The organism is Actinomadura sediminis, assembly GCF_042675525.1.
Classification (GTDB): Bacteria; Actinomycetota; Actinomycetes; order Streptosporangiales; family Streptosporangiaceae; genus Spirillospora; species Spirillospora sediminis.
Map to the genome: position 1 here is coordinate 1 of NZ_JBHTJA010000036.1, position 21,204 is coordinate 21,204.

Annotated in this window: 17 protein-coding genes; 8 read left to right on the forward strand and 9 right to left on the reverse strand. The window is 74.1% G+C overall.

The window, feature by feature from the left end; translation table 11 throughout:
• A partial coding sequence (locus ACFQ11_RS18840) for an ABC transporter substrate-binding protein (RefSeq protein WP_378300278.1) occupies positions 1–1,718 on the forward strand: 1,718 nt, incomplete at its 5' end.
• 66 nt (positions 1,719–1,784) lie between these two features.
• Here ACFQ11_RS18840 and ACFQ11_RS18845 read toward each other — a convergent pair.
• Complete coding sequence (locus ACFQ11_RS18845) at positions 1,785–3,071, reverse strand: sensor histidine kinase (RefSeq protein ID WP_378300280.1); 1,287 nt, start codon at positions 3,069–3,071, stop codon at positions 1,785–1,787.
• The gene (locus ACFQ11_RS18850) at positions 3,068–3,721 is read right to left on the reverse strand and encodes a response regulator transcription factor (protein WP_378300282.1); all 654 of its coding nucleotides are present in this window, start codon (positions 3,719–3,721) and stop codon (positions 3,068–3,070) included. The genes ACFQ11_RS18845 and ACFQ11_RS18850 overlap by 4 nt, the downstream gene beginning before the upstream one ends.
• A 207-nt stretch (positions 3,722–3,928) precedes the next feature.
• On the opposite strand from ACFQ11_RS18850, the gene ACFQ11_RS18855 reads away from it, so the two are divergent.
• Entirely contained in the window at positions 3,929–4,141 is a 213-nt protein-coding gene (locus ACFQ11_RS18855; protein ID WP_378300284.1) for a hypothetical protein, read from the forward strand.
• A gap of 315 nt (positions 4,142–4,456) precedes the next feature.
• Here ACFQ11_RS18855 and ACFQ11_RS18860 read toward each other — a convergent pair whose 3' ends face one another.
• The 3 genes from ACFQ11_RS18860 to ACFQ11_RS18870 all read right to left on the reverse strand — a co-directional run bounded on the left by ACFQ11_RS18860 (position 4,457) and on the right by ACFQ11_RS18870 (position 7,506).
• The gene (locus tag ACFQ11_RS18860) at positions 4,457–5,266 is read right to left on the reverse strand and encodes an inositol monophosphatase family protein (protein ID WP_378300286.1); all 810 of its coding nucleotides are present in this window, start codon (positions 5,264–5,266) and stop codon (positions 4,457–4,459) included.
• Positions 5,263–6,192: a ferrochelatase gene (locus ACFQ11_RS18865; protein ID WP_378300288.1), complete on the reverse strand. Its 930-nt coding sequence runs from the start codon at positions 6,190–6,192 to the stop codon at positions 5,263–5,265. The genes ACFQ11_RS18860 and ACFQ11_RS18865 overlap by 4 nt, the downstream gene beginning before the upstream one ends.
• 108 nt (positions 6,193–6,300) lie before the next feature.
• Positions 6,301–7,506 (reverse strand): lytic transglycosylase domain-containing protein, encoded by a 1,206-nt coding sequence (locus tag ACFQ11_RS18870; RefSeq protein WP_378300290.1) that lies wholly within the window; start codon positions 7,504–7,506, stop codon positions 6,301–6,303.
• A 269-nt stretch (positions 7,507–7,775) separates the two neighbouring features.
• On the opposite strand from ACFQ11_RS18870, the gene ACFQ11_RS18875 reads away from it, so the two are divergent.
• A complete protein-coding gene (locus tag ACFQ11_RS18875; RefSeq protein WP_378300292.1) occupies positions 7,776–9,086 on the forward strand; it encodes a D-arabinono-1,4-lactone oxidase in 1,311 nt (436 codons plus the stop codon).
• A gap of 1 nt (position 9,087) precedes the next feature.
• On the opposite strand, the gene ACFQ11_RS18880 is transcribed toward ACFQ11_RS18875, so the two are convergent.
• Positions 9,088–10,173 (reverse strand): hypothetical protein, encoded by a 1,086-nt coding sequence (locus tag ACFQ11_RS18880; protein WP_378300294.1) that lies wholly within the window; start codon positions 10,171–10,173, stop codon positions 9,088–9,090.
• Positions 10,174–10,611: 438 nt separating this feature from the next.
• Between ACFQ11_RS18880 and sepH the strand changes: the two genes are divergently transcribed.
• On the forward strand, positions 10,612–12,456 hold the full coding sequence (sepH, locus tag ACFQ11_RS18885; protein WP_378300296.1) for a septation protein SepH: 1,845 nt from the start codon (positions 10,612–10,614) through the stop codon (positions 12,454–12,456).
• A gap of 44 nt (positions 12,457–12,500) precedes the next feature.
• Here the strand turns inward: sepH and ACFQ11_RS18890 are convergent, their stop codons facing one another.
• Together ACFQ11_RS18890 and ACFQ11_RS18895 are read right to left on the reverse strand one after the other, a co-directional pair.
• On the reverse strand, positions 12,501–13,877 hold the full coding sequence (locus ACFQ11_RS18890) for a PH domain-containing protein (RefSeq protein WP_378300298.1): 1,377 nt from the start codon (positions 13,875–13,877) through the stop codon (positions 12,501–12,503).
• Positions 13,878–13,990: 113 nt separating this feature from the next.
• Entirely contained in the window at positions 13,991–14,551 is a 561-nt protein-coding gene (locus ACFQ11_RS18895) for a PH domain-containing protein (protein ID WP_378300300.1), read from the reverse strand.
• A 235-nt stretch (positions 14,552–14,786) separates the two neighbouring features.
• Between ACFQ11_RS18895 and ACFQ11_RS18900 the strand changes: the two genes are divergently transcribed.
• Together ACFQ11_RS18900 and ACFQ11_RS18905 are read left to right on the forward strand one after the other, a co-directional pair.
• Positions 14,787–15,791 carry an ATP-binding cassette domain-containing protein gene (locus ACFQ11_RS18900; RefSeq protein ID WP_378300302.1) on the forward strand — a complete coding sequence of 335 codons (1,005 nt, stop codon included), beginning with the start codon at positions 14,787–14,789 and terminating at the stop codon, positions 15,789–15,791.
• A complete protein-coding gene (locus tag ACFQ11_RS18905) occupies positions 15,788–16,597 on the forward strand; it encodes an ABC transporter permease (RefSeq protein WP_378300304.1) in 810 nt (269 codons plus the stop codon). The genes ACFQ11_RS18900 and ACFQ11_RS18905 overlap by 4 nt, the downstream gene beginning before the upstream one ends.
• A gap of 102 nt (positions 16,598–16,699) precedes the next feature.
• Here ACFQ11_RS18905 and ACFQ11_RS18910 read toward each other — a convergent pair whose 3' ends face one another.
• Positions 16,700–18,007 carry an NAD(P)/FAD-dependent oxidoreductase gene (locus ACFQ11_RS18910; RefSeq protein ID WP_378300377.1) on the reverse strand — a complete coding sequence of 436 codons (1,308 nt, stop codon included), beginning with the start codon at positions 18,005–18,007 and terminating at the stop codon, positions 16,700–16,702.
• 452 nt (positions 18,008–18,459) lie between these two features.
• Between ACFQ11_RS18910 and ACFQ11_RS18915 the strand changes: the two genes are divergently transcribed.
• The gene (locus ACFQ11_RS18915) at positions 18,460–19,041 is read left to right on the forward strand and encodes a YbhB/YbcL family Raf kinase inhibitor-like protein (RefSeq protein WP_378300306.1); all 582 of its coding nucleotides are present in this window, start codon (positions 18,460–18,462) and stop codon (positions 19,039–19,041) included.
• 213 nt (positions 19,042–19,254) lie between these two features.
• On the forward strand, positions 19,255–21,204 hold the full coding sequence (locus tag ACFQ11_RS18920; RefSeq protein WP_378300308.1) for a hypothetical protein: 1,950 nt from the start codon (positions 19,255–19,257) through the stop codon (positions 21,202–21,204).

Below are 21,204 nucleotides of genomic sequence, written 5' to 3' on the forward strand. Positions count from 1 at the left end.
CCGGCGGCACGTGGCCGGGGCGGTCGGGCCCGTCCTGGCCGGGCGGGGAGTTCACCGAGCCGTCCCGGGGGCGCCGCGGACGGCCCCGGACGCGCGTGCTCGCGGGCGCGGGCGGCGCCGCGCTCGTCGCGCTGGTGCTGGCCGGCACCGCGATCCTGGTGCGGCTGGGCGGCGGGGAGGAGACCGGCCCGCCGACCGGGCGGACCGGCGGCACCCTGGCGATGACGGCGCCCGCCCCGCTCGGGTCCGGCGACCGGATCGACCCCTCGCACAGCTACAGCGGCACCGAGCGGTTCCTCGGCAAGCAGCTCTACACCGGCCTGACCGCGGTCGGCGCCGACGGCCGCGTCCGGAACATGCTCGCCACCGAGATCCGGCCGGAGGAGAGCTGCCGGGAGTGGCACATCGTGCTGCGGAACGGGACGACGTTCAGCGACGGGCAGCCGGTCGACGGGCAGGCGTTCGCCCGCGGATGGGCCCGCGCCGCCGTCGCCAAGGAGGGCGCGGGCCCCTACCTGATGGCCGACATCGAAGGTTTCGAGGCCGTCTCGAGCGGCGACGCGGACGACTTCTCCGGGGTCAAGGTGACGCCGAACGGCCTGTCCGTCCGGCTGACCTCGCCGAACTGCGACTTCCCCGCGCGCCTCGCCGACCCCGTCTTCGCGCCGCTGCCGCCGTCCGCCGGCGGGCCCGACAACGAGGCGTTCAACCGGCGCCCGATCGGCAACGGGCCGTTCCTGCTGGAGAGCTACACCCCGGGCAAGGAGGCCGTGCTCGCCCGCAACGGCGCGTGGGCGTTCGGCGAGACCAAGCTGGACCGCGTCGAGGTCAGGCTGGTCCCCGACTCGGCGCTGTCGCGCGGGCTGTTCCAGGCGGACGAGATCGGCTGGGGCCACCTGACCGGCTTGAGCGACGCCGGCGCCGCCGCCGACGACCCGGCCTTCACCACGCGCCCGCTCCCGTACGTCCGGATGCTGGTCCCGCTCACGGCGCGCGGGCCGATGAAGTCGCGGGAGGCCCGGCTCGCGGTGTCGTACGCGCTCGACCGCGCCGAGCTCGCCCGGGTGACCGGCGGGGGCGACCTGCCCGCGCGGGGCCTGGTGCCGCAGTCGCTGCCCGGGTTCGGCCGGCCCGGCACGTGCGCGTCCTGCGACGCGGCGGACGCCGAGCGGGCCAAGCGGCTCGCCGCGGACGCGGACCTCGGGACGGGCACGACCGTCCGGCTGTCGTACCGGACGACGCAGGACGAGGAGAAGCTAGCCGAGGTGATCAAGGAACGGCTGGAGTCGGTGCTCGGCTGGAAGATCGAGCTGAAGGGCACGCCCCTCACCGAGTACGCCGAGTTCCGCGACGGGCTGGTCGCCGACGACGCGTCCGGGCTGGCCCTGTTCGCCTGGGGACCGGACTACGCGAGCCCCTACACGATGCTGTGGCCGCTGCTGGGCGGGACGCTCGTGGCGTCCGGCGACAACGACTACAACAACCTGTCCGGCTGGAAGAACGACCGGTTCGACGAGCTCATGGGGCAGGCCGTCCGCACCGCCTCCGGGCAGGAGCGCACCGACCTGTACAGGCAGGCCGAGAAGTTGGCGCTGGACGACATGGCGCTCGTCCCGCTGATCAACGAGGGCGCCGCCGCGCTGGTGAGCGAGCGGTACGTCAACCTGGAGATGGACTACGACGGCGACCCGACGCTCGCGACCGCCGCCCTGAAGTAGCCCGCCCCCGAAGTGGCGCCGCCCTGAAGGCCGCGCCGGGCCGCGTTCACGACGGGCGCGCGCCCGTCAGCCCGGTGGCAGGCGGACGGTGACGATCAGCCCGCCGCCGGGCCGGGGCGCGGCGTACACGGCGCCGCGGTGCGCCAGCACGACGGACCGGACGATCGACAGGCCGAGGCCCGCGCCCTTCGCCGACTCGACGCGGTCGGCGTTCAGCCGCCGGAACGGCTCGAACAGCCGCTCCACCTCGTACGCGGGCACCACCGGGCCGGTGTTCTCGACCTGGACGGTCGCGTAGCCGTCCAGCAGCCCGGTGCGGATCCACAGCTCGCCGCCGTCCGCGTTGTGCTTGATCGCGTTCTCCACCAGGTTCGACACCAGGTGTTCCAGCAGGACCGGGTCGCCCGACGCGGTGCCGGAGGTCAGCTCCGGGTGCACCGCGACGTCGTTGTCGTGCTCGCGGCGCCCCGAGTGCTTCAGGACGGTCGACGCCACCTCCGCCAGGTCCACCGGCACGCGGGTGGTCAGCTCCCGCTCGCTGCGGGCCAGCAGCAGCAGGCCCTCGATGAGCCGCTCGTGCCGCGCGTTGGTCGCCAGCAGCGTCCGCCCGACGGCGCGCAGGTCGTCCGACACCTCCGGGTCGCCGAGCGCGACCTCCAGCAGCGTCCGGTTGATCGCGAGGGGCGTGCGCAGCTCGTGCGAGGCGTTCGCGACGAACCGGCGCTGGGAGTCGAACGCCTCCCCGAGCCGCTCCAGCATCGCGTCGAAGGTGTCGGCGAGCTCCTTGATCTCGTCCTCGGGGCCCTCCAGCGCGATCCGCTCGTGCAGGGTGCTCTCCGACAGCCGCCGCGCCGTCGCGGTGACCCGCTGCAGCGGGCTGAGCGCCCGGTCGGCGACGAACCAGCCGAGCACCAGGGTGATGATCCCGACCCCGGCGAGCGCCACCAGCGACCGCCCGACGAGCTGCTGCATCGTCTGCTCGACGAACAGGCGCTGCAGCGCCGCCGCCTGCTCCGGCGTGATGGCGGGCCCGATGATCCGGACGTTGCCGAGGATGTTCGCCACCAGGACCGACACCACGAACAGCAGCAGCGCCCCGGCCATGAAGAACAGCAGCCCGTACAGCAGCGTGAGCCGCAGCCGGACGCTCATCCGGCTCGGCAGCCCGTGCACGGCGCCGAACCCGTCGCCCTCCGCGCGCCACACGCCCTTGGAGCCCGGCGCCGGGACCTGCTGCGGCCCCGGGCGCCGCCAGGGGCCGGTGCGGCGCCCCCCGGACACCGACGTCGGCTGCGTGTCGGCCGTCCCGGTCTGCTCGGCCGGGTCGCCGTGGGGTTCCGGTGCCGCCGTCACAGCCGGTATCCCACGCCCGGCACCGTCTCGATGACCGGCGGGTCGCCGAGCTTCTTGCGGAGCGTCATCATCGTGACCCGCACGACGTTCGTGAACGGGTCGATGTGCTCGTCCCACGCCTTCTCCAGGAGCTGCTCGGAGCTGACGACGGCGCCGTCCGCGCTCAGCAGCACCTCCAGGACCGCGAACTCCTTGCGCGTCAGATCTATCTGCCGGCCGTCCCGCGCCACCTCGCGGCGGCCCGGGTCCAGGCTGACGCCCGACCGCTCCAGCACGGGCGGCAGCGGCGCCGCCGCGCGGCGGCCCAGCGCCCGCACCCGCGCGATCAGCTCCGCGAACGCGAACGGCTTCGCCAGGTAGTCGTCCGCGCCGATCTGCAGGCCCTCCACGCGGTCCTCCAGCTCGCCCGCCGCGGTCAGCATGATGATCCGCGCGGGGTACCGCTGGGCGACGAGCTGCTTGCACACGTCGTCGCCGTGGACCTTCGGGACGTCGCGGTCCAGGACGATCACGTCGTAGTCGTTCACGCCCGTCCGCTCCAGCGCCCCGGCGCCGTCGTAGGCCACGTCCACCGCCAGCGCGTCCCTGCGCAGGCCGGTGGCGATCGCGTCGGCGAGCACCCGCTCGTCCTCGACGACTAGAACACGCACTCGTTCCCCCTCCGGTCGGACGGGCCCGTGCAGGTGCGCGGCCGCCCCGCGTTACAGATATGCCATGCGAGCCGTAAGACCCCCGTAAGCAGGCGTTCAAGGCTCCGCCGGGTCCCGTACGCAAGAATCCGCGAAAATTGCATAGGCGAACAGGTTTGCTTCAAGCGTACGTGTGGGTAGGGATGGGCACGATCCGGGAGGAGGCTCATGGGCGAGTTGACGCGCACTATCCAGCAGCGGCTCGACGACGCGTACGCGTCGCTGCGGAGCGCCCACGCAGATGGGGACGCCTACCTGGCGGACATCCGCCGGGAGGAGATCAGCGAACTGCGCCGGATCGCAGCGAACCACGACATCGTGTACCCGGGCGGCGACGCCGTGTGCCCGGGGGGCGACCCCCTGGAGCCCCCGGTGCGGTGATGGGACGACCCCCAGGGGGCGACCCCTGGAGACCGTCGACGCCGGACGATCCTCGCGTGCCGCGGCAGGTGATCGCACCCCTTCGACCTCCGTACGCGCGCTCGGGTCGCCCGGCTCCACGCTTCGCACGACTCCCGGCGCCGGGCGCCTGCGGCCGAGCGAGGCGTGCCCCGTGGTCGATGCTGCGATGTCGGCCGCCTGCCGTGCAGGCGGCCGACTCCGGTCCTTCCGGGTCCGGTCGTGCGCACCGATCGGCGATGCCTCTCTCAGTCGAACGACCCCGTCGTCTCGGGCCCTGCCGGTCCTGGGCCCTGTCTAGTCCTGGGCGGGGTTCAGAGGCGACAGGAGGTCGTGGAGGGCGTCGAAGACGTCCGGGGCGGCCGCGAGGGTGAACTCGGGGCCCGGGGGCGTGCCGTGCATGCCGGCGACCCGGCCGCCCGCCTCCTCGACGATCAGCGCGCCGGCGGCGATGTCCCATGCCTGGACGCCCCGCTCGTAGTAGGCGTCCACCCGGCCCGCCGCGAGGGAGCACAGGTCGACGCAGCAGGAGCCGCCGCGGCGGATGTCGCGGACGTGCGGCAGCACGCCGGTGAGCACGCCGGCCTGGCGGGCGCGGCGCTCGGCGGAGTAGCCGAACCCGGTCGCGACGAGCGCGCGGCCCAGCGGGACGCCGGTGTTGACGCGGAGCTCGCGGGTGCCGGCGGCGGTGTGCAGGAGCGCGCCGCCGCCGCGGGCGGCGGTGTAGGTCTCGCCGCGGCGCGGCATCTCGACCGCCCCGGCGACGGCGCGTCCGTCCACCTCGGCGGCGATGCTGACGGCCCAGTCGGGCAGGTCGTACAGGTAGTTGACCGTACCGTCGATCGGGTCGATCACCCAGCGGACGCCGCTGCCGCCGGCCCGGGTGCCGCCCTCCTCGCCGAGGAAGGCGTCATCGGGCCGGGCCTCCCGGATGCGCTCGATGACGAGCTGCTCGGCGGCGCGGTCCATCTGGGTGACGACGTCGGTCGGGCTCGACTTGGTCTGCACGACGTCCGGGCCGCCGGCGGGACGCTTGTCGACCAGCATCCGGCCGGCCTCGCGGGCGGTCGCGACGGCCAGGTCCAGCAGTTCCTCGGGCAGGCTCATGCGTTTCCCCGTTCGGTGGGAGGCTGTTCGGTGAGGAGCTCGCGGGCCAGCGCGGCGAAGCGGGGGTCGGAGCCGGGCGTGCCGGCCCGCGCGAACGCCATGCCGAGCTCGGCGGCGCGGTCGGCGGCCTCGACGTCGAGGTCGAACTTGACCTCCATGTGGTCGGAGACGAACCCGATCGGGACGGCCGCGACGGCGCGGACGCCCGCGGCGTGCAGGGCGTCCAGGTGGTCGGTGATCTGCGGTTCCAGCCACGGCTGGGACGGGGGGCCGCTGCGGCTCTGGTAGACGAGGTCCCACGGCCTGCCGGGGGCCGCCTTCGCGGCGACGCGGCGCGCGGCCTCCTCGAGTTCGGCGACGTACGCCTCGCGGTTGGGCTGCGCCAGGGGCACGCTGTGCGCGGTGAAGACGAGGCGCGCGTCGTCCGGCAGCTCGCGCAGGGCGCTAATCGCGGCGTCCGTGAACGGGTCCAGGAAACCGGGGCGGTCCCAGTAGACCGGGAGCTTGTCGATCTCAGGGGCGCCCGGGACCTCTTCCCGCGCGCGCGCGATGTCTTCGAGGTACTGGTCGTTGGTCGAGTAACCGCTGTAGGCGGACGTGACGAACGCCGCGGCGCGCCGGATCCCGTCGTCCTTCATCCGGCGGACGGTGTCGGCCAGGTAGGGGGTCCAGTGTCGGTTGCCCCAGTAGACCGGGACGTCGACGCCGTGGGCCGCGAGGTCGGCCTCGATCGCGGCCTTCAGCTCGCGGCAGAGCCGGTTGATCGGGCTGACCCCGCCGAAGAGGTAGTAGTGCTCGCCCACCTCCTCCAGTCGCTCGCGCGGGATGTCGCGCCCGCGCGTCACGTTCTGGAGGAACGGGATCACGTCGTCGGGACCTTCCGGCCCGCCGAAGGAGATCAGCAGCAAAGCGTCGTACGACGTCATGCCTCCATCCAACCAGCCGCCTTCCGGTGGCCGGTTCCGGCGGGGCTCACGTGTCGCCAAAGCCACACGGGCGGCCGGGCCGGCGCGGGGGTCGGAACTATCAGGGTGTCAGGAGTAGGCGTCCGCGTACGCCTTGGCGAGGTTGAGCACCTTCTGCACGTACCAGTCGGCGTGGTTGTAGTGCCAGACGGCCCGGTAGAGCTGCCGCCCGCCCTGCCCGGCGCCGTTCGCGCACAGGTACTTCGCGGCGCCCGGGATGGCGTCGTACGGGTTCATGATGTCGGCCTTGCCGTCCCCGTCGCCGTCCACCCCGTACGCCTTCCAGGTGGCGGGCATGAACTGCATCGGGCCGAGCGCCCCGGCGCTGGACGGGCCGACGTTGCGCCCGTGGCTGCTCTCGACCTGCCCGATCGCGGCGAGGACCGTCCAGGACAGTCCGGGGCAGGTCGTCGCGGCCCGCTTGTAGAGGTCGAGGTAGTCGGTCGCCCGTCCGCTCCCCGGCGTCCGGTACTCGCTCGCGTGGAGGTTCACGACCTCCACGCCGCCGCCGAGGATCCGCTTCACCGCCTTGACGGTGGTGGCCGGGTCCACGCCTGGGGCGTTGACGAGGACGGCGACGTTCGGGACCAGGCCCATGTCCGCGCCGGCCTTCTCGCTGACCAGCATGTTGACGCCGGGCAGCCCGAGCTCGCCCGCTCCGCCCATGACGAGGTTCGGCATCGTCCGGCCGACCACCGGGTAGCGGGTGCCGCGGCTGAGCCGGAGCTCCTCGGCGACGTCGGGGGTGGTGACGAACCGGTCCGCGGCCAGGGCCGTCCACAGGGCCGTGTTCCTGGCGGTGCCGGGCGGCGTCCACGAGCGGAACGCCGACGGGTCGACGGCCAGCGCGTTGACCGCGCGGTTCTGGAGCTGGATCGCGCCGCCCGCGACCGCCGTCACCTCGCCGACCCTCTTGAGCTTCGCCAGCCGCTCGATCTTCGCGTCCGGGATGGTGGCGGCGCCGACCGCGAGGACGTCCGGCGGCACCACCCGGCGCAGCGGCGCGACGTCGCCGCCGTCGGCCACGGTCACCGGCTCCCCGCGGGCGGCGCTCGGCGGGACGGCCGCGCGGCCGCCGGCGTCGCCGCCCGGGCTCCGCGGTTCGCCCTCGGCCGCCGTCAGGGCCGCGTACACGCCGCCGGACGTGCTGCCGGCCGCGAGGACCGCGATCCCCGCGATGAGCAGGGGAAGGCCGCGGAGCGCCCGCCCCGGGGGCCGCGCCCCGGCGCGGTCCCGCTTCTTCTTCTCCGGCCTGCGCTTCGGCGGGCGTGTCACGGATGGAGGAGCCACAACATTTCCCAACGAGCGTCAGTAGCGGTCGGTTACACGTCTGCGCACATCTTGCCCCGACATACCCCCCGATCAAGGGGGTGACGTCGCGGAATGTTCGCCGGAGGCCCGGATCCCCGTGCGCGAGGCGCGCCCGCGGTTACCGGATAGTACGGTATCGCCCCGTCCGTCCCCGGGAGGGCCCTTCCGGGGACGGACGATCGGTCAGTAAACGTGAACTTTCCTCACGATCGATTGCCGAGTAGAGTCGCCGCATGTCACCCGTGAGCAACCAAACGTGGCGGAACTGGGCCGGGAATCAGCAGGTCCGCCCGCACCGCGTCGCGACGCCGCGGAGCGCCGGCGAGGTCGCCGCGGCCGTCCGCGCGGCGGCCGAAGAGGGCCGCACCGTCCGGATGACCGGGACCGGACACTCCTTCACCGGCGCGGCCGTCGCCGAGGGCGTCATGCTGCGCCCGTCCGCCCTCACCGCGGTCCGGTCCGTCGACACCGCGACCGGGCTCGTCACCGTCGAGGCGGGCCTCCCCATGCACCGGCTGAACCGCCTGCTGGACGAGCACGGGCTCGCCCTCGCCAATATGGGCGACATCCAGGAACAGACCGTGGCCGGCGCGATCCAGACGGCGACGCACGGCACCGGGCGCGACGCCGCCGGACTCGTCTCCCAGATCGCCGCCCTGGAGCTGGTCCTCGCCGACGGGACGACCGTGACGTGCTCGCGGGACGAGCGTCCCGACCTGTTCGACGCCGCCCGCGCGGGCCTCGGCGCGCTCGGGATCGTCACCGCCGTCACCTGGCGGACCGTCCCGGCGTTCCGGCTGCGCGCGCGCGAGGAGCCCATGAAGTGGGACGAGGTCCTCGCGCGGATCGACGAGTTCGACGAGGCCAACGAGCACTTCGAGTTCTACTGGTTCCCGCACACCGAGGGCTGCCTCACCAAGCGGAACAACCGGGTGGAGGGGCCCGCGGAGCCCCTGTCGAAGTTCCGGTACTGGCTGGACGACCAGTTCCTGTCCAACACCGTCTTCGGGGCCATCAACCGGCTGACGCACGCCGTCCCCGCCACGACCCCGTTCGTGAACGGGATCTCCGCCAAGGCCCTGGGCGCCCGCACGTACACCGACACGTCCTACAAGGTGTTCACCAGCCCGCGCACCGTCCGGTTCAAGGAGCAGGAGTACGCGATTCCGCGCGAGGAGCTCGTCCCGGCGCTGCGGGAGATCCGCTCCCTGTTCGCCCGGCGGGACTGGCGGGTCAGCTTCCCGATCGAGGTCCGGCTGCTCCCGCCCGAGGACGCCTGGCTGTCGATGGCGTACGGCCGCCGCACCGCGTTCATCGCCGTCCACGTCTACAACCGCGACGCCCACGAGGACTACTTCGGCGGCGTCGAGGACGTCCTGACGGCGGTCGGCGGCCGCCCGCACTGGGGCAAGCTGCACACCCGCGACGCCGGGTACCTGGAGAAGACCTACCCCCGGTTCGCGGACTTCCGGGCACTGCGGGACGAACTCGACCCCGACCGCCGCTTCGCCAACCCCTACACCCGGCGCGTCCTCGGCGACTGACTCAGTTCCCGGTGCCGGTCGAGGCGTCGCCCGGCCGCCGGCCGTCCGTGCCGCCCTGCTGCTGCTCCTCGCCGCCGGACGTCGCGGACGGTCCGGGCGCGCCCGGCGTCTCCGGCGCGGACGTCGTGGGCCTGCCGGTCGGCCCGTCCGTCGTCCCGCCGGTCGGCTCGCCGCCGGTCGGGCCGGGGGTCGCGTCGCCGGTCGGGGCGGTCTCCGACTCGTCGCCGGACTCGCCGGCGCCGCCGGTGGGCGCCTCCCCCGCCGGGCTCCCGCCGGGGGACTCGGCGGGCGCGGTGCCCTCGCCGGTCGGCGCGTCCGCCGGGGTCTCCTCGCCCCCGCCGCCGGTCCCGTCCCCGTTCCCGCCGAGGACGTGCGTCACGGTGAGGCCGCCGCCGCTGCCGCCCCCGATGGGGCCGCCGGTCGTGGCCTCGTACATCGTGATCCCGCCGAGCACCACGGCGAACACCGCCGCGGACGTCGCCGCGAGCTTCACCCAGTTCTGCCTGGCCCACGCGAACGTCTCGTCCAGCGCGGTGCGCCGCGCGACCCGCCGCCGGGCGTCCGCGCCCGCCTCCGCCGCGAGCGCGCCCGCGACCGTCCGGGACGGGTCGAGGCGCGTCGCGGCCGGGTCGCCGTGCGGGCCGTCGAGGCGCGTCGCGTTCGGATCGCCGAGCGGGCCGTCCAGCCGGGTGGCGTTCGGGTCGCCCGGCCCGGCGCCGGACTCCAGCCGCGTCCTGTTCGGGTCGCCGCCGGGCGGCCGGACCATCGTGCGGGACGGGTCGGCGCCCGCGGGCCAGGCCACGGTCCGGGTCGGGTCGGCGCTCGTCGCCTCCTCGGCCGCCTCGTCGGCCGCGTCCCGGCGGCGCACCGCGCCGTGCACGTGGGACATGTCCCTGATCTGGTCGCGGCCCTGGTCCAGGTAGTGCTTGCAGACGGCCGCGCCGGCGGTCGAGATGACGCTCATCAGCGCGGTGCCGATGACCGTCCCGTACACGCCCAGGAAGGACGCTCCGATCGCGGCGACGGCCGTCGCGACCCCGCTCGCGATCACCTGCGTCGTGCTCAGATCGGGAAGCTTGCGGCGCATTACCCCGATTCACCCCCGTTGAATCCCCCAAAGTACCCGGAATCGAAACTAACGGGACGATCACGGTGTTCCGTCCGGCAACGTGACGCTCGCTACGCGAACGGGTGGAGACGGACGTCCACGTGCGGCACAGTGGGGAAAAGGTTCCTCAAGATTCGCACAGAGCGCCTTCGGCCGGACCCGGGCACCGGCAAGCTTGGTCGGGCGCCCTCTTCCGCGACGTGGAGGGGGCTTCGAGAGCGGCGATGTTCGGACATGCCGGGTACGGTGCTGGCAGCAGGTGTGTCCGGAAGAGAGACTCGGGAACCCGGGGGAAGGGCACGCATGCGCCCTCGGTGGGCAACGGACGGCCGAGCGGTGCGGGAGCGGTGACGCGCTCGCACCGGACTCGCGGTCCGGCGCCCTCCGTGCCGTCAGGACAGGGCAGGAAGGACACGCATGCAGGAGCTGCGCCTCGTCGCGGTCAGCGAGGACGGTACGTACCTCGTCCTGGCCACCGCGGGCCGAGGCACCCGGTTCACCCTGCCCGTCGACGACCGGCTCCGCGCCGCGGTCCGTGGGCACTTCTCCCGCCTCGGCCAGTTCGAGATCGAAGTGGAGAGTCCCTTGCGCCCCAAGGAGATCCAGGCCCGCATCAGGTCCGGCGAGACCGCGGAGGAGATCGCCGAGTCCGCCGGCATCCCGGTCGAGCGGGTCCGCTGGTTCGAGGGTCCGGTCCTGCAGGAACGCGAGTACATGGCGCAGCAGGCGCAGCGCGTCACCGTCCGGCGGCCCGGCGAGTCCACGCCCGGCCCGCCGCTCGGCGAGACCGTCGAGGAGCGCCTCGGCCGCGGCGGCGTCGACCTCGAGGACGTCGAGTGGGACGCCTGGAAGTGCGACGACGGCACCTGGCGCGTCCGCCTCTCCTTCTTCGACAACGGCCGCCCGCACGCCGCCGAATGGGCGTTCGACCCGCGCCGCCGGAACGTCTCCCCGCTCGACGAGATCGCCGCCCGGCTCACCGCCGGGGACTGGGACGACGACGACCTCTCCGACACCGTCACCCCGCTGGTCCCCCGCCGGCCCGCGATGAAGGTCGTCACCGACGGCCGCGACGTGGGCCGCGAGATGCGCGAGGTCGGCCCCCGCGACTTCGGGCGCGGCCTGCCCGCCGAACCCGAGCAGCCGCTCGAGCGCGCCTCCGAGCCGCCGCTGCGCGCCGCCGAGCCCCGCGAGTACATCGTCGAGCGCGGCCGCATCGTCGACCCCCGCCCCGCGTTCCCGCCCGGGCAGCCCGCGCGTCCCCGCGACGCCGGCGCCGACCGCGAGCCCATCCGCCCGTTCGACGACCCCGAGCCCGCGGCCCCGTCCGCCGCTGCGCGCCCCGCCGGGGAGCGCCCCAGCGAGGCGCCGTGGCTCCGCGCGCCCGAACCGTCCCTGGAGGAACTCGAGGAACTCGAGGAGCGCACCGCCCCGGCGGACGCCGAGGAGCCGGAGCCCGCGGACGCCGCACCGGCCGAGACCGCCGAGTCCACCGAGGCCGCCGCCCGGCCCGCCGGGCCCGCCGAGGAGCCCGCGGCCGAAGGGCAGCCGCAGGAGCGGGCCGCCGCCGAGGACGAGACGGCACCCGAGCCCGCGGACGAGGCCGACGGGGCGAGCGGGGACGCGCGTCCGGACGCGGCCGACGACGCCGCCGAGGCACCCGCCGACGAGCCCGCAGAGCCCGCCCCGGCGCGGCCGGAAGGCGACGCGGACACCGACGCCGGCCCGGCCGACGAGCCGGAGAAGCACCGGGAGGCCGCGGCCGGCCCGCCCGCCGAGGAGCCCGAGTCCGCCCGCGAGTCCGGAACCGCAGACGACACCGGGACCGCAGGCGACACCGGGCCCGCCGCGCCGGTCGCCGAGGAGCCCGCCGAGCCCGCGCCCGGCCCCGAACAGGGCGACGAGCCCGCCGCGCGCGAGCAGGCGTCCGACGAACCGGCGCCGCGCGAGGAGGACCGCCGCGAGCAGGACCGGCGCGAAGAGGACCGCCGCGAGCAGACCCGCGAGCAGACCCGGCCCGCCGCGCCGCAGCGCGCGCCGCGCCGCGAGCCCGCCCGGCCGGCCCCGAAGAAGAAGCCCGCCACCCGTCCGACCATGCCCGCCGCGCAGGACAAGCCCGTCACCGGCCCTCCGGCCGCCGCCGCCGCGGACGCCTCCCCGGCACCGCAGCGTCCGGCGCGCGCGCGGCGCAAGTCCAAGGGCAAGCGGGCGTCCGTGCCGTCCTGGGACGAGATCATGTTCGGCGCCCGCCGCCCGGAGTGACCCGCGCCCGGCGGCGGGCCTGACGCCGGGGCGCGGAGCTCCGGTCAGTCGTCCAGGAAGGGACGTACCCAGGCGGGGGTGATCTCGGCGGCGAACGCGATCGCGTCTTCCTCGGCCATGTCGATCGCCGGATAGCCGCCGTCGCCCGCGCCCACGGCGACGTCCAGGGTCGCCAGCCCCAGCCGCCGCTGGAACAGCGTCCGGCGGAGCCGCCAGCCGACGATCGCGCCGTGCTCCACCACCACCTGGCGCCGCCTCAGCGATCCCGAGCGGACGCTCAGCCGTTCACCGTCGGTGACGTGGCCGAGCTGCCGGTACCGGTCGATCCCGAGCGGCACCGCGAGCACCGCCAGGACAGCGCAGGCTGCGGCGATCCACGGGCGGCCCGCCGCCACCGCCAGCAGCCCGACGGCGAACGGCGGCGCGACCGCCCGCAGCACCCGGCGTCCGCGCGCGGCCCGCGGATGGGGGCGCAGCGGGCCCGGCACCGCGCCGACGACCCGCGCGGCCCGCTCCTCGTCGACCCGGCGCGGCGCGGCGGGCAGCAGCCGGCCGCGGTGCGCGGCGTCGCCGAGGCCGGTGACGAGCGCGCCGGTCCGCAGGACGCCGCCGAGGCGTTCGAGGGGGTTGTCGGCCAGCTCGACCCCGCGCAGCCTGCGGCGTTCCAGCGACACGCTCCGCCGGGTGGCGAGCCCCCGCTCCGCGACGATCGAGCCGTCCCGCTCCTCGACGGTGAAGTTCCAGTTGAACAGGCTGAACGCGATCACCGACATGACCGGCAGCGCGAACAGCGCCAGCACGGCGAGCGCGACCACGGCGGCGGGCGGCAGTCCCACCACCTCGTGGCCGACGGTCTCGACCCGCTCCCGGGTGATGAGCCCCAGGTCGTCGCCGAGGTTGTAGAGCGTCCCGAGGAGGCTGCCCGCCAGCGCGAACGGCGTCAGCAGGTAGGCGCCGCTCAGCGGCGCGTACACGTACCAGCGGCGCCGCATCCCGGCCAGGACGCGCCGCGGCGGGGCGCCCTCCGGCTCGTCCGGGGCCCGGTCCAGCAGGACACGGCGCAGCCGCTCCGCCTCGCGCCGCGAGACGGCGTTCAGCGCCGCCTCCCCGCCCTCCGAGCCCGCGTCGATGTGGACGACCGCGAGGCCCAGCGTCCGGTGCGGCAGCGACGTGCTGACGTCCACGCCGCGGATGCGGTCGCGCGGGATGGTCTTCACCGACCGGCCGATCAGCGTCCGGCGGAGTTCGATGCGGTCGTCCCGCAGCGCGTACGTGAACGTGGCCCAGCTCGCCACGTGGAACACCAGGCCGATCCCCAGGCCCGCGAAGGCGAAGTAGAACGCCGTGGACAGCCCGCCCACCGCGAGACCCGTCGCCCCGGCCGCCAGCAGGGCGATCAGCTCCCGGACGGCGCCGACCACGAACGTCAGCGGATGCAGGCGCCGGACGCCCTCGCCGGACTCCGATGAGTCCGGGACGTCCGGAGAGTCGGAGACACGTGGGGTTTTCGCTTCGTCGGGTGTTTCGGGAGGCGTCACGTGGCGTCGTCGCGGAGGTCGTGGGCCCGGTGGGCCAGGTCGTCCGCCAGCCGGGTCGCGACGCCGGCCGGGAGGCCGGAGACCTCGGACGAACCGGTGTGGGAGGCGGTGTTGATCTCGATGGTGGCCAGGCCCAGCAGGCGCTCGATCCAGCCCTGCTCGGTGTCCACGGTCTGGATGCGGCTCACCGGCACCAGCAGCCACTCGCGGCTGAACCAGCCGGTGCGGGTGTACACGACGTCGGCGCTGACCTCCCAGCGGTGGACGCGATAGCGCCAGACGGGCGCGACCGTCACCATCAGCAGCCCGGCGGCGCCCACGACCCACGGCAGGAGGCCGACGCGGTCGGAGAGCCAGCGGGGGAGCCAGTCGGCCTCCGCGTCGCCGAGCCAGGCCGCCACGCCGAGCGACAGCCCGAACGCCAGCCCCCACAGCAGCAGGTACTCGATCGCCCAGTGGGCGATCGCGCGCGGCGAGACCCGGTGCGCGGGCGGCCGCAACCGCGGCGGGCGCGACCGCCCGCCGTCCCCGTGCAGGTCGCGCCGCACCGACGTCACACCGCGAGTGTAAAGGGCCCGGCGCGGCGGGGCGCGGTCGCGGTCGGGGTCGCGGGGGAGCAATCAGCGGCGCGTCAGTGTTCTGTCAGACACGGGTGCCAAGCTGAAAGGACGCCGAGCGCCGGCGTATGGGCGGCGAAAACCGAATGCATCCGGCTCGGGGCAGGCCGTAGGTTGGCGTGCCCGCGGGCGGCGGGATGCACCATCCGGCACATCACTTTCCCTAGGAGAACTCATGTCCTACGCGATCCAGGCCGAGGGCCTGGTGAAGCGATTCGGCGACACGCAGGCGCTGGCGGGCGTCTCGCTCACCGCACAGGCCGGAACGGTGCTGGGCGTGCTGGGGCCCAACGGCGCCGGCAAGACCACCACCACGCGCATCCTCGCCACGCTGATCGAGCCCACCGAGGGCAGCGCCCGGGTCGGCGGCTTCGACGTCGTCCAGGAGGCGCACAAGGTCCGCCAGCTGATCGGGCTCACCGGCCAGTACGCCGGGGTCGACGAGATGCTCACCGGCACCGAGAACCTCGTGCTGATCGCCCGGCTGCTCGGCATGTCGCGGCGCGACTCCAAGGCCCGGGCCGCGGAGCTGCTCGACCGCTTCCAGCTCACCGACGCGGCCGAGCGAGCCGCGAAGACGTACTCGGGCGGGATGCGCCGCCGGCTGGACCTCGCGGCGAGCCTGGTCGGGCGGCCGCAGATCCTGTTCCTGGACGAGCCGACCACCGGCCTCGACCCGCGCAGCCGCAACGGCCTGTGGGACATCGTCCGCGGCCTGACCGACGACGGCGTCACCGTGCTGCTCACCACGCAGTACCTGGAGGAGGCCGACCAGCTCGCCGACGACATCATCGTGATCGACCGCGGCACGGTGATCGCGCACGGCACGTCCGACATGCTGAAGGCGCAGGTCGGCGGGCAGGTGCTCGAGGTCAGGCCGATCAAGGAGACCGACGCCGACGTGGTCGCGCGGATCGTGGGCGAACTGGCCGACACCGTCCCGGAGCTCAAGGACGGGCTGGTGGCCGCGCCGATCACCGACCCGGGCCTGATGCCCGCCGTGGTGCGCCGCCTCGACGAGGAGGGCGTCACGGTCGGCGAGATGTCGCTGCGCAAGTCGAGCCTGGACGAGGTGTTCTTCGCCCTCACCGGCCACCACACCGAAGAAGTCGAAGCCGAGGCCCAGGAGGACGCCGGGGACGGCGACCGGGCCGTGGAGAAGGAAGGGGCCTCCCGATGAGCACCGCGACGCTCACCCCGCGGAACCTGTCGAAACGGGTCTCGCCCGGCACCGGCGCCCGCAACGTCGCCACGCTGGCGTGGCGGAACCTGGTGCAGATCAAGCACAACCCGATGGAGCTGCTGGACCTGTCCATCCAGCCCATCATGTTCGTGCTGCTGTTCGCCTACGTGTTCGGCCCGGCGATGGTCGGCAGCGTGGAGGCGTACCTGCCGGTCCTCATTCCCGGCATCATCGCGCAGAACGCCCTGTTCGCCGGGATGAGCACCGGGTTCGGGCTCAACACCGACATCACCAAGGGCGTCTTCGACCGCTTCCGGAGCCTGCCGATCTCGCGCCTCGCCCCGCTCGCGGGGCGGATCATCGCCGACACCGCCAAGCAGGCGTGGTCGATGGCGATCCTGCTGCTGGTCGGCTTCGCGATCGGGTTCCGGCTCGAGACGAACGTCCTCGCGCTGGTCACCGCGTTCTTCCTCCTGCTGGCGTTCGCGGTGCTGTTCTCGTGGATCTCGGTCTACATCGCGATGATGGTGAGCGAGCCGGAGAAGGTGCAGATCTTCGGGTTCGTGGTGATCTTCCCGCTCAGCTTCCTGAGCACCGCGTTCATCCCGAACACCGACGGGGTTCCCGGCCCGGTGGCGTTCTTCATGGACAACAGCCCGGTGACCCAGCTCGTCGAGGCGCTGCGCGGCCTGCTCGTCGGCGGCCCGGTCATGGACCACGCGCTGCTCGCGTTGGTCTGGGGCGTCGGCTTCTCGCTGGTCTTCGCCCCGCTCTCCCTCCGCGCGTTCAAGAAGCGCGCGTGACCCGGCGCGACACGCCGATCCAGCGGGAAATGCCGGACGCCCCGGCGGTCGATCGACCGCCGGGGCGTCCGGCTTGCGGGTCCGCCGCCGCGGGCGGGGACGTCAGGCCGCGTTCTCCCTGGCCTTCGCCTCGCGGATCTTCTGGTCGTCGAGCGCGGCGAGGAGGAAGTCCGCACGCGGCTGCTCGACCGTCGCGAGCGAGACGGTCTCGCGCTTGAGGAACAGCGCGAGCGTCCAGTCCGCGATGACGCGGATCTTGCGGTTGAAGGTCGGGACCATCGCGCCGTGGTAGCTGCGGTGGAAGAACCACGCCGGCCAGCCCTTGAGCTTGAAGCCCATCGGGTTCGCGACGCCCTTGTGCAGGCCCAGCCCGGCGACGGCGCCCAGGTTGTTGTGCACGTACGGCTTGAGCGTCTTGCCGCGCAGCGACCGGACGATGTTGTCCCCGAGCAGCTTCGCCTGGCGCACCGCGTGCTGGGCGTTCGGCGGGCAGAACTGGCCCTCCTGCGTCAGGTCCGGGATCGCGGCGTTGTCACCGGCGGTGAACGCCCGGACGAGGCCCTCGATCGTGAGGTACTCGGTGCCCTTGACGCGGCCGCGCTCGTCCACCGGCAGGTCGCCGTTGCGGACGACCGGCGACGGCTTGACGCCCGCGTTCCACACGAGCGTCCCGGCCGGGAAGCGGCTGCCGTCCGACAGCTCGATGATCTCGTCCTCGGCCGACTGCAGGAACGTCTTCATCTTCACGTCGATGCCGCGGCCGCGCAGCTGCTCGGCCGTCCACTTGCCCATGTCCGGGCCGACCTCCGGCAGGATGCGGTCGGCGGCCTCGACGAGGACGAACCGCAGGTCCTCCGGGGTGACCTTGCGCATGTACTTGGTGGCGTCGCGGGTCATGTCCTCCAGCTCGGCGACCGCTTCGACGCCGGCGAACCCGCCGCCGACGAAGACGAACGTCAGCGCCTTGCGGCGCAGCTCGACGTCGTCCGTCGACTCGGCGATCTCGAGCTGCTCGAGCACGTGGTTGCGCAGGTGGATGGCCTCACCGACCGTCTTGAGGCTGATCCCGTGCTCGGCCAGGCCGGGGATCGGCAGCAGCCGCGGCACCGCGCCCGCCGCCATGACCAGGTAGTCGTAGGAGATCCGCTCCGGCGGCCCCGCCAGCGGCTGGACGATCGCCCAGCCCTCGTCGTGGTTGAGCTCGGTGACCCGGGCCTTGCGCACCTCGCACTTCGGCAGGACGCGGCGCAGCGGGACGACGACGTGCCGGGGCGAGATGTTGCCCGCGGCGGCCTCGGGAAGGAACGGCTGGTACGTCATGTACGAGTTGGGGTCAACGATGGTGACCTTGACCTCGCCCCGCTTGAGCTCCTTGCGGAGCTTCTTCTGCAGGCGGAGCGCGGTGTACATGCCCACATAGCCGCCACCCACGATGAGGATGTGGGGAGCGCCAGGGGTCCCCTCGGCGGTCCTGGCCATTGCGGCCCTCCAATGTCACGGTCGGCTTGTGAAGACATTCACAAACTACTCGATGAATGCTCCTTGCACCAATCGGCAACCACGAAAGATCTACAGAACTTCCCGATTCGGCAAAGCAGGCCGCTGCAGGACCTGTGAACTTCGCCACTCCTTCGCTGGATTCTCGACGATCGGGCACGAAGCACGCATGATGCACCTCACATCCGTCCGTCCGGCGGACGCCTCCGCCTCACGGCCCGAAAGTCCCGACCCATCACCGCCGAACCCCTAAGGTTGGGGCGGACGAGGGAAGGGAAGGGGGCGCCGCCCGCGCGGGCATCCGGCCGGGACGAAGTCGGACCGGCGGAGCGCGCCGTGCGAACTCGCGCGGGAGCGTATCGATGATGAGCAGAAAACGGCGTCCGGTCCTGGCCGCGGCGGCCGCGCTGGCGCTCGCGGGCACGCTGAGCGGGTGCGGGCTGATCGGCGGCCCCGAGCAGGAGAGCGCCGAACTGTCGGAGTGGTTCACCGTGACGAGCCCGGTGTTCCGCGATGGCGGCGACTTGCCCACGCGGTACGGCTGCACGACGTACCCTGGCGGGCAGGGCAAGACCCCGCCGCTCATCTGGTCGGGGGCGCCGGCGAACACCCGCTCGTTCGCGATCGTCGTGGACGATCCGGACGTCGAGGGCGCCTACGTCCACTGGGTGATCGCGGGCATCGACGGGACCACGCACGAGATCGTCGAGGGCGCCAGGCTGGACAACGCCGTCGAGGGACTGACCACGGGAGACAAGGTGGGCTACGCACCGCCGTGCCCTCCGCGCGGGGAACGGCACCTGTACCGGTTCACCATCTACGCGCTCGACAGCGACGCGCCGTTCGAGGAGGGCGCGTCACTGGCCGAGTCGCTCGGCGCCATCGCCGAGCACACCGTGGGCCGGGGCCGGATCACCGGGAACTTCGGCGCCGAGCGGGCGCGTTGACCGTGGAACCTGACGGCGGGTCGAGGACCGGCGGGTTCGACCGATCGGTGCGGACCGTGTGAGGGTGTCTATGAGCACTAAGGGTGTGACAACGGTCATAGCGGTCGGACAGAATCGGACCGGCTCCGAGGACGACCGGCCGTCGGCGGCGATCGGGACGGACCACGCGTCCGCGCCGGCGGCGTACGCCGGGCCAAGGCATTGGGTGGTGGCATGACTTCAACAATCGTGGTCTTCGGCCTCTTGGTCGTCGTCGTCCTCGTCGTCGTCCTCGTCGTCCTGGGTCTGCGGGCGAGCAAGGCGGGTCGCGACGACGACGACTGGATGGACGACGAGCAGCCGCAGCCGCGCGGACGCCGCGGCGCCGCGCCGCAGGACGAGATGAACGGGCCGGACGACTACGGCTACGACGACGGCGGTTACGGTGCGCCCGCTCCCGGCCCCGACCGCCGCGTCGCCGGCGGTCACGGCCCGCTCGCCGCGCCCGCCGGCCAGCAGGGTCCGCCGGCTCCCCCGCCCTCCGGTCAGGCGTCCGACGAGATGGAGGACGACGACTACTGGGCGACGATCACCTTCGACAAGCCCAAGTTCCCCTGGCAGCACAACCAGGAGGGGCAGCGCGCCGAAGGCGAGCCCGCCGCCGGGCCGGTGCACGCGCAGGGCGGCGACGACGGTTACGGCGACCAGCAGTACGGCGATCAACCGTACGGCGACCAGCAGTACGGGGACCAGTACGCCGAGCAGCAGTACGGCGACCAGTACGGGGACCAGCAGTACGGCGACCAGTACGCCGAGCAGGACCCGCAGGTCCCCGACCACGGGGTGAACCAGACGGTCACCCTGGGCCAGGACGGCGGCGCCTTCGGAGGCCCGGGCGGGCCCGGCCAGGGCCCGCACAACCAGGGCCCCCACGGCCCGGGCGGCCCCGGCCAGCCCGCTCCGACCGGCCCGCAGCAGGCCCCCGGCGGGTTTCAGGGCGGCTCTCCGTTCGGCGGCGGCGACCCGGGCGCGACCGCGCTCGACCCGATCCCCGCCGACCTGTCCGGCGGCCCCGGCAGGCAGGGCGGGCACACCCCCTACGGCCCCCCCGGGACGCCCGACCAGCACGTCTACGGCGGCCAGGACCAGCAGCCCGCGTACGGCTCCGCCGAGCCGCCGTACGGCGGACCCGAGCAGCAGTCCCCGTACGGCGGGGACCAGCCCGGCCGCGACCGGCCGCCCTACGGCGGTCAGGAGCAGCCCGGCAGGCCGCCGGAACCGACCCCGTACGGCGTGCCCGAGCAGCCGCAGCCGTACGGCTCCGACCCGCTCGCCTCCGGCGGCCGTCCGACGCCCGCGTCTCCGCCTCCGGGGCGTCCGGACGCCTTCGACATGCCGCTGGGCGCCTCCGGCCCCGGCTCGACCGGCCCGAACCAGGGTCCCGGCTCGACGGGTCCCAACCAGGGCCCGCCCGCGCCGCCGCCGTCCGACCCGCTCGGGCTGCCCCTGGGGCGCACCGACGAGCCCGGCGCCGCGCCGCCGCCCGCGCCCGCCGCGCCGCCGCCTCCCGCGCCCGCCGCACCGCCGACGCCGTCCGCTCCGGCGGCGCCCGGCGGCTCGGGGCCCGACACCGACAACCACAAGCTGCCGACGGTGGACGAACTCCTCCAGCGCATCCAGAGCGACCGGCAGCGCTCCGCGGGGACGTCGACCGGCCAGTCCGACTCGGGCGGCTCGTCCTACGGCGGGTCCCTGGGCGACCCGCTCGGCGACCCGCTCGCGACCGGCTCCTTCGGCGGCTCCACCGGTTCGGTGACGGGCCAGGGCTCGTCGACCGGGCCCTGGTCGTCCGGCGGCGGCCCCGGCAACACCGGCGGCTACTCGCAGGGCGGCCAGAACGAGGGCTACCCGGCGTCCCCGGGCTACGGCGAGGGCGGCCGCTACGACGATCCGCTGAGCGGCGGCCGCGACTCCTACGGCGGCGAGTCCGGGTCCGGCGGCGCGGGCGCCTACGGCGACTTCAGCGGCAGCAGCTACAGCGGCGGCGACCCGCTGTCCGCCCCGCACGACCCGGGCGCCCAGGGCGGCGACCCGAACTCCACCCAGGCGTACGACCCCGGTTACGGCCGTCAGGGCGGCTACCAGGGCGACGACTGGGAGAACCACCGCGACTACCGTCGCTGA

Coding starts and splice junctions, on each gene's coding strand:
- ACFQ11_RS18900 (WP_378300302.1), top strand. CDS start 14,787: ATGTCCTACGCGATCCAGGCCGAGGGCCTGGTGAAGCGATTCGGCGAC.
- ACFQ11_RS18910 (WP_378300377.1), bottom strand. CDS start 18,007: ATGTACACCGCGCTCCGCCTGCAGAAGAAGCTCCGCAAGGAGCTCAAG.
- ACFQ11_RS18905 (WP_378300304.1), top strand. CDS start 15,788: ATGAGCACCGCGACGCTCACCCCGCGGAACCTGTCGAAACGGGTCTCG.
- sepH (WP_378300296.1), top strand. CDS start 10,612: ATGCAGGAGCTGCGCCTCGTCGCGGTCAGCGAGGACGGTACGTACCTC.
- ACFQ11_RS18855 (WP_378300284.1), top strand. CDS start 3,929: ATGGGCGAGTTGACGCGCACTATCCAGCAGCGGCTCGACGACGCGTAC.
- ACFQ11_RS18920 (WP_378300308.1), top strand. CDS start 19,255: ATGACTTCAACAATCGTGGTCTTCGGCCTCTTGGTCGTCGTCGTCCTC.
- ACFQ11_RS18875 (WP_378300292.1), top strand. CDS start 7,776: ATGTCACCCGTGAGCAACCAAACGTGGCGGAACTGGGCCGGGAATCAG.
- ACFQ11_RS18880 (WP_378300294.1), bottom strand. CDS start 10,173: ATGCGCCGCAAGCTTCCCGATCTGAGCACGACGCAGGTGATCGCGAGC.
- ACFQ11_RS18860 (WP_378300286.1), bottom strand. CDS start 5,266: ATGAGCCTGCCCGAGGAACTGCTGGACCTGGCCGTCGCGACCGCCCGC.
- ACFQ11_RS18915 (WP_378300306.1), top strand. CDS start 18,460: ATGAGCAGAAAACGGCGTCCGGTCCTGGCCGCGGCGGCCGCGCTGGCG.
- ACFQ11_RS18865 (WP_378300288.1), bottom strand. CDS start 6,192: ATGACGTCGTACGACGCTTTGCTGCTGATCTCCTTCGGCGGGCCGGAA.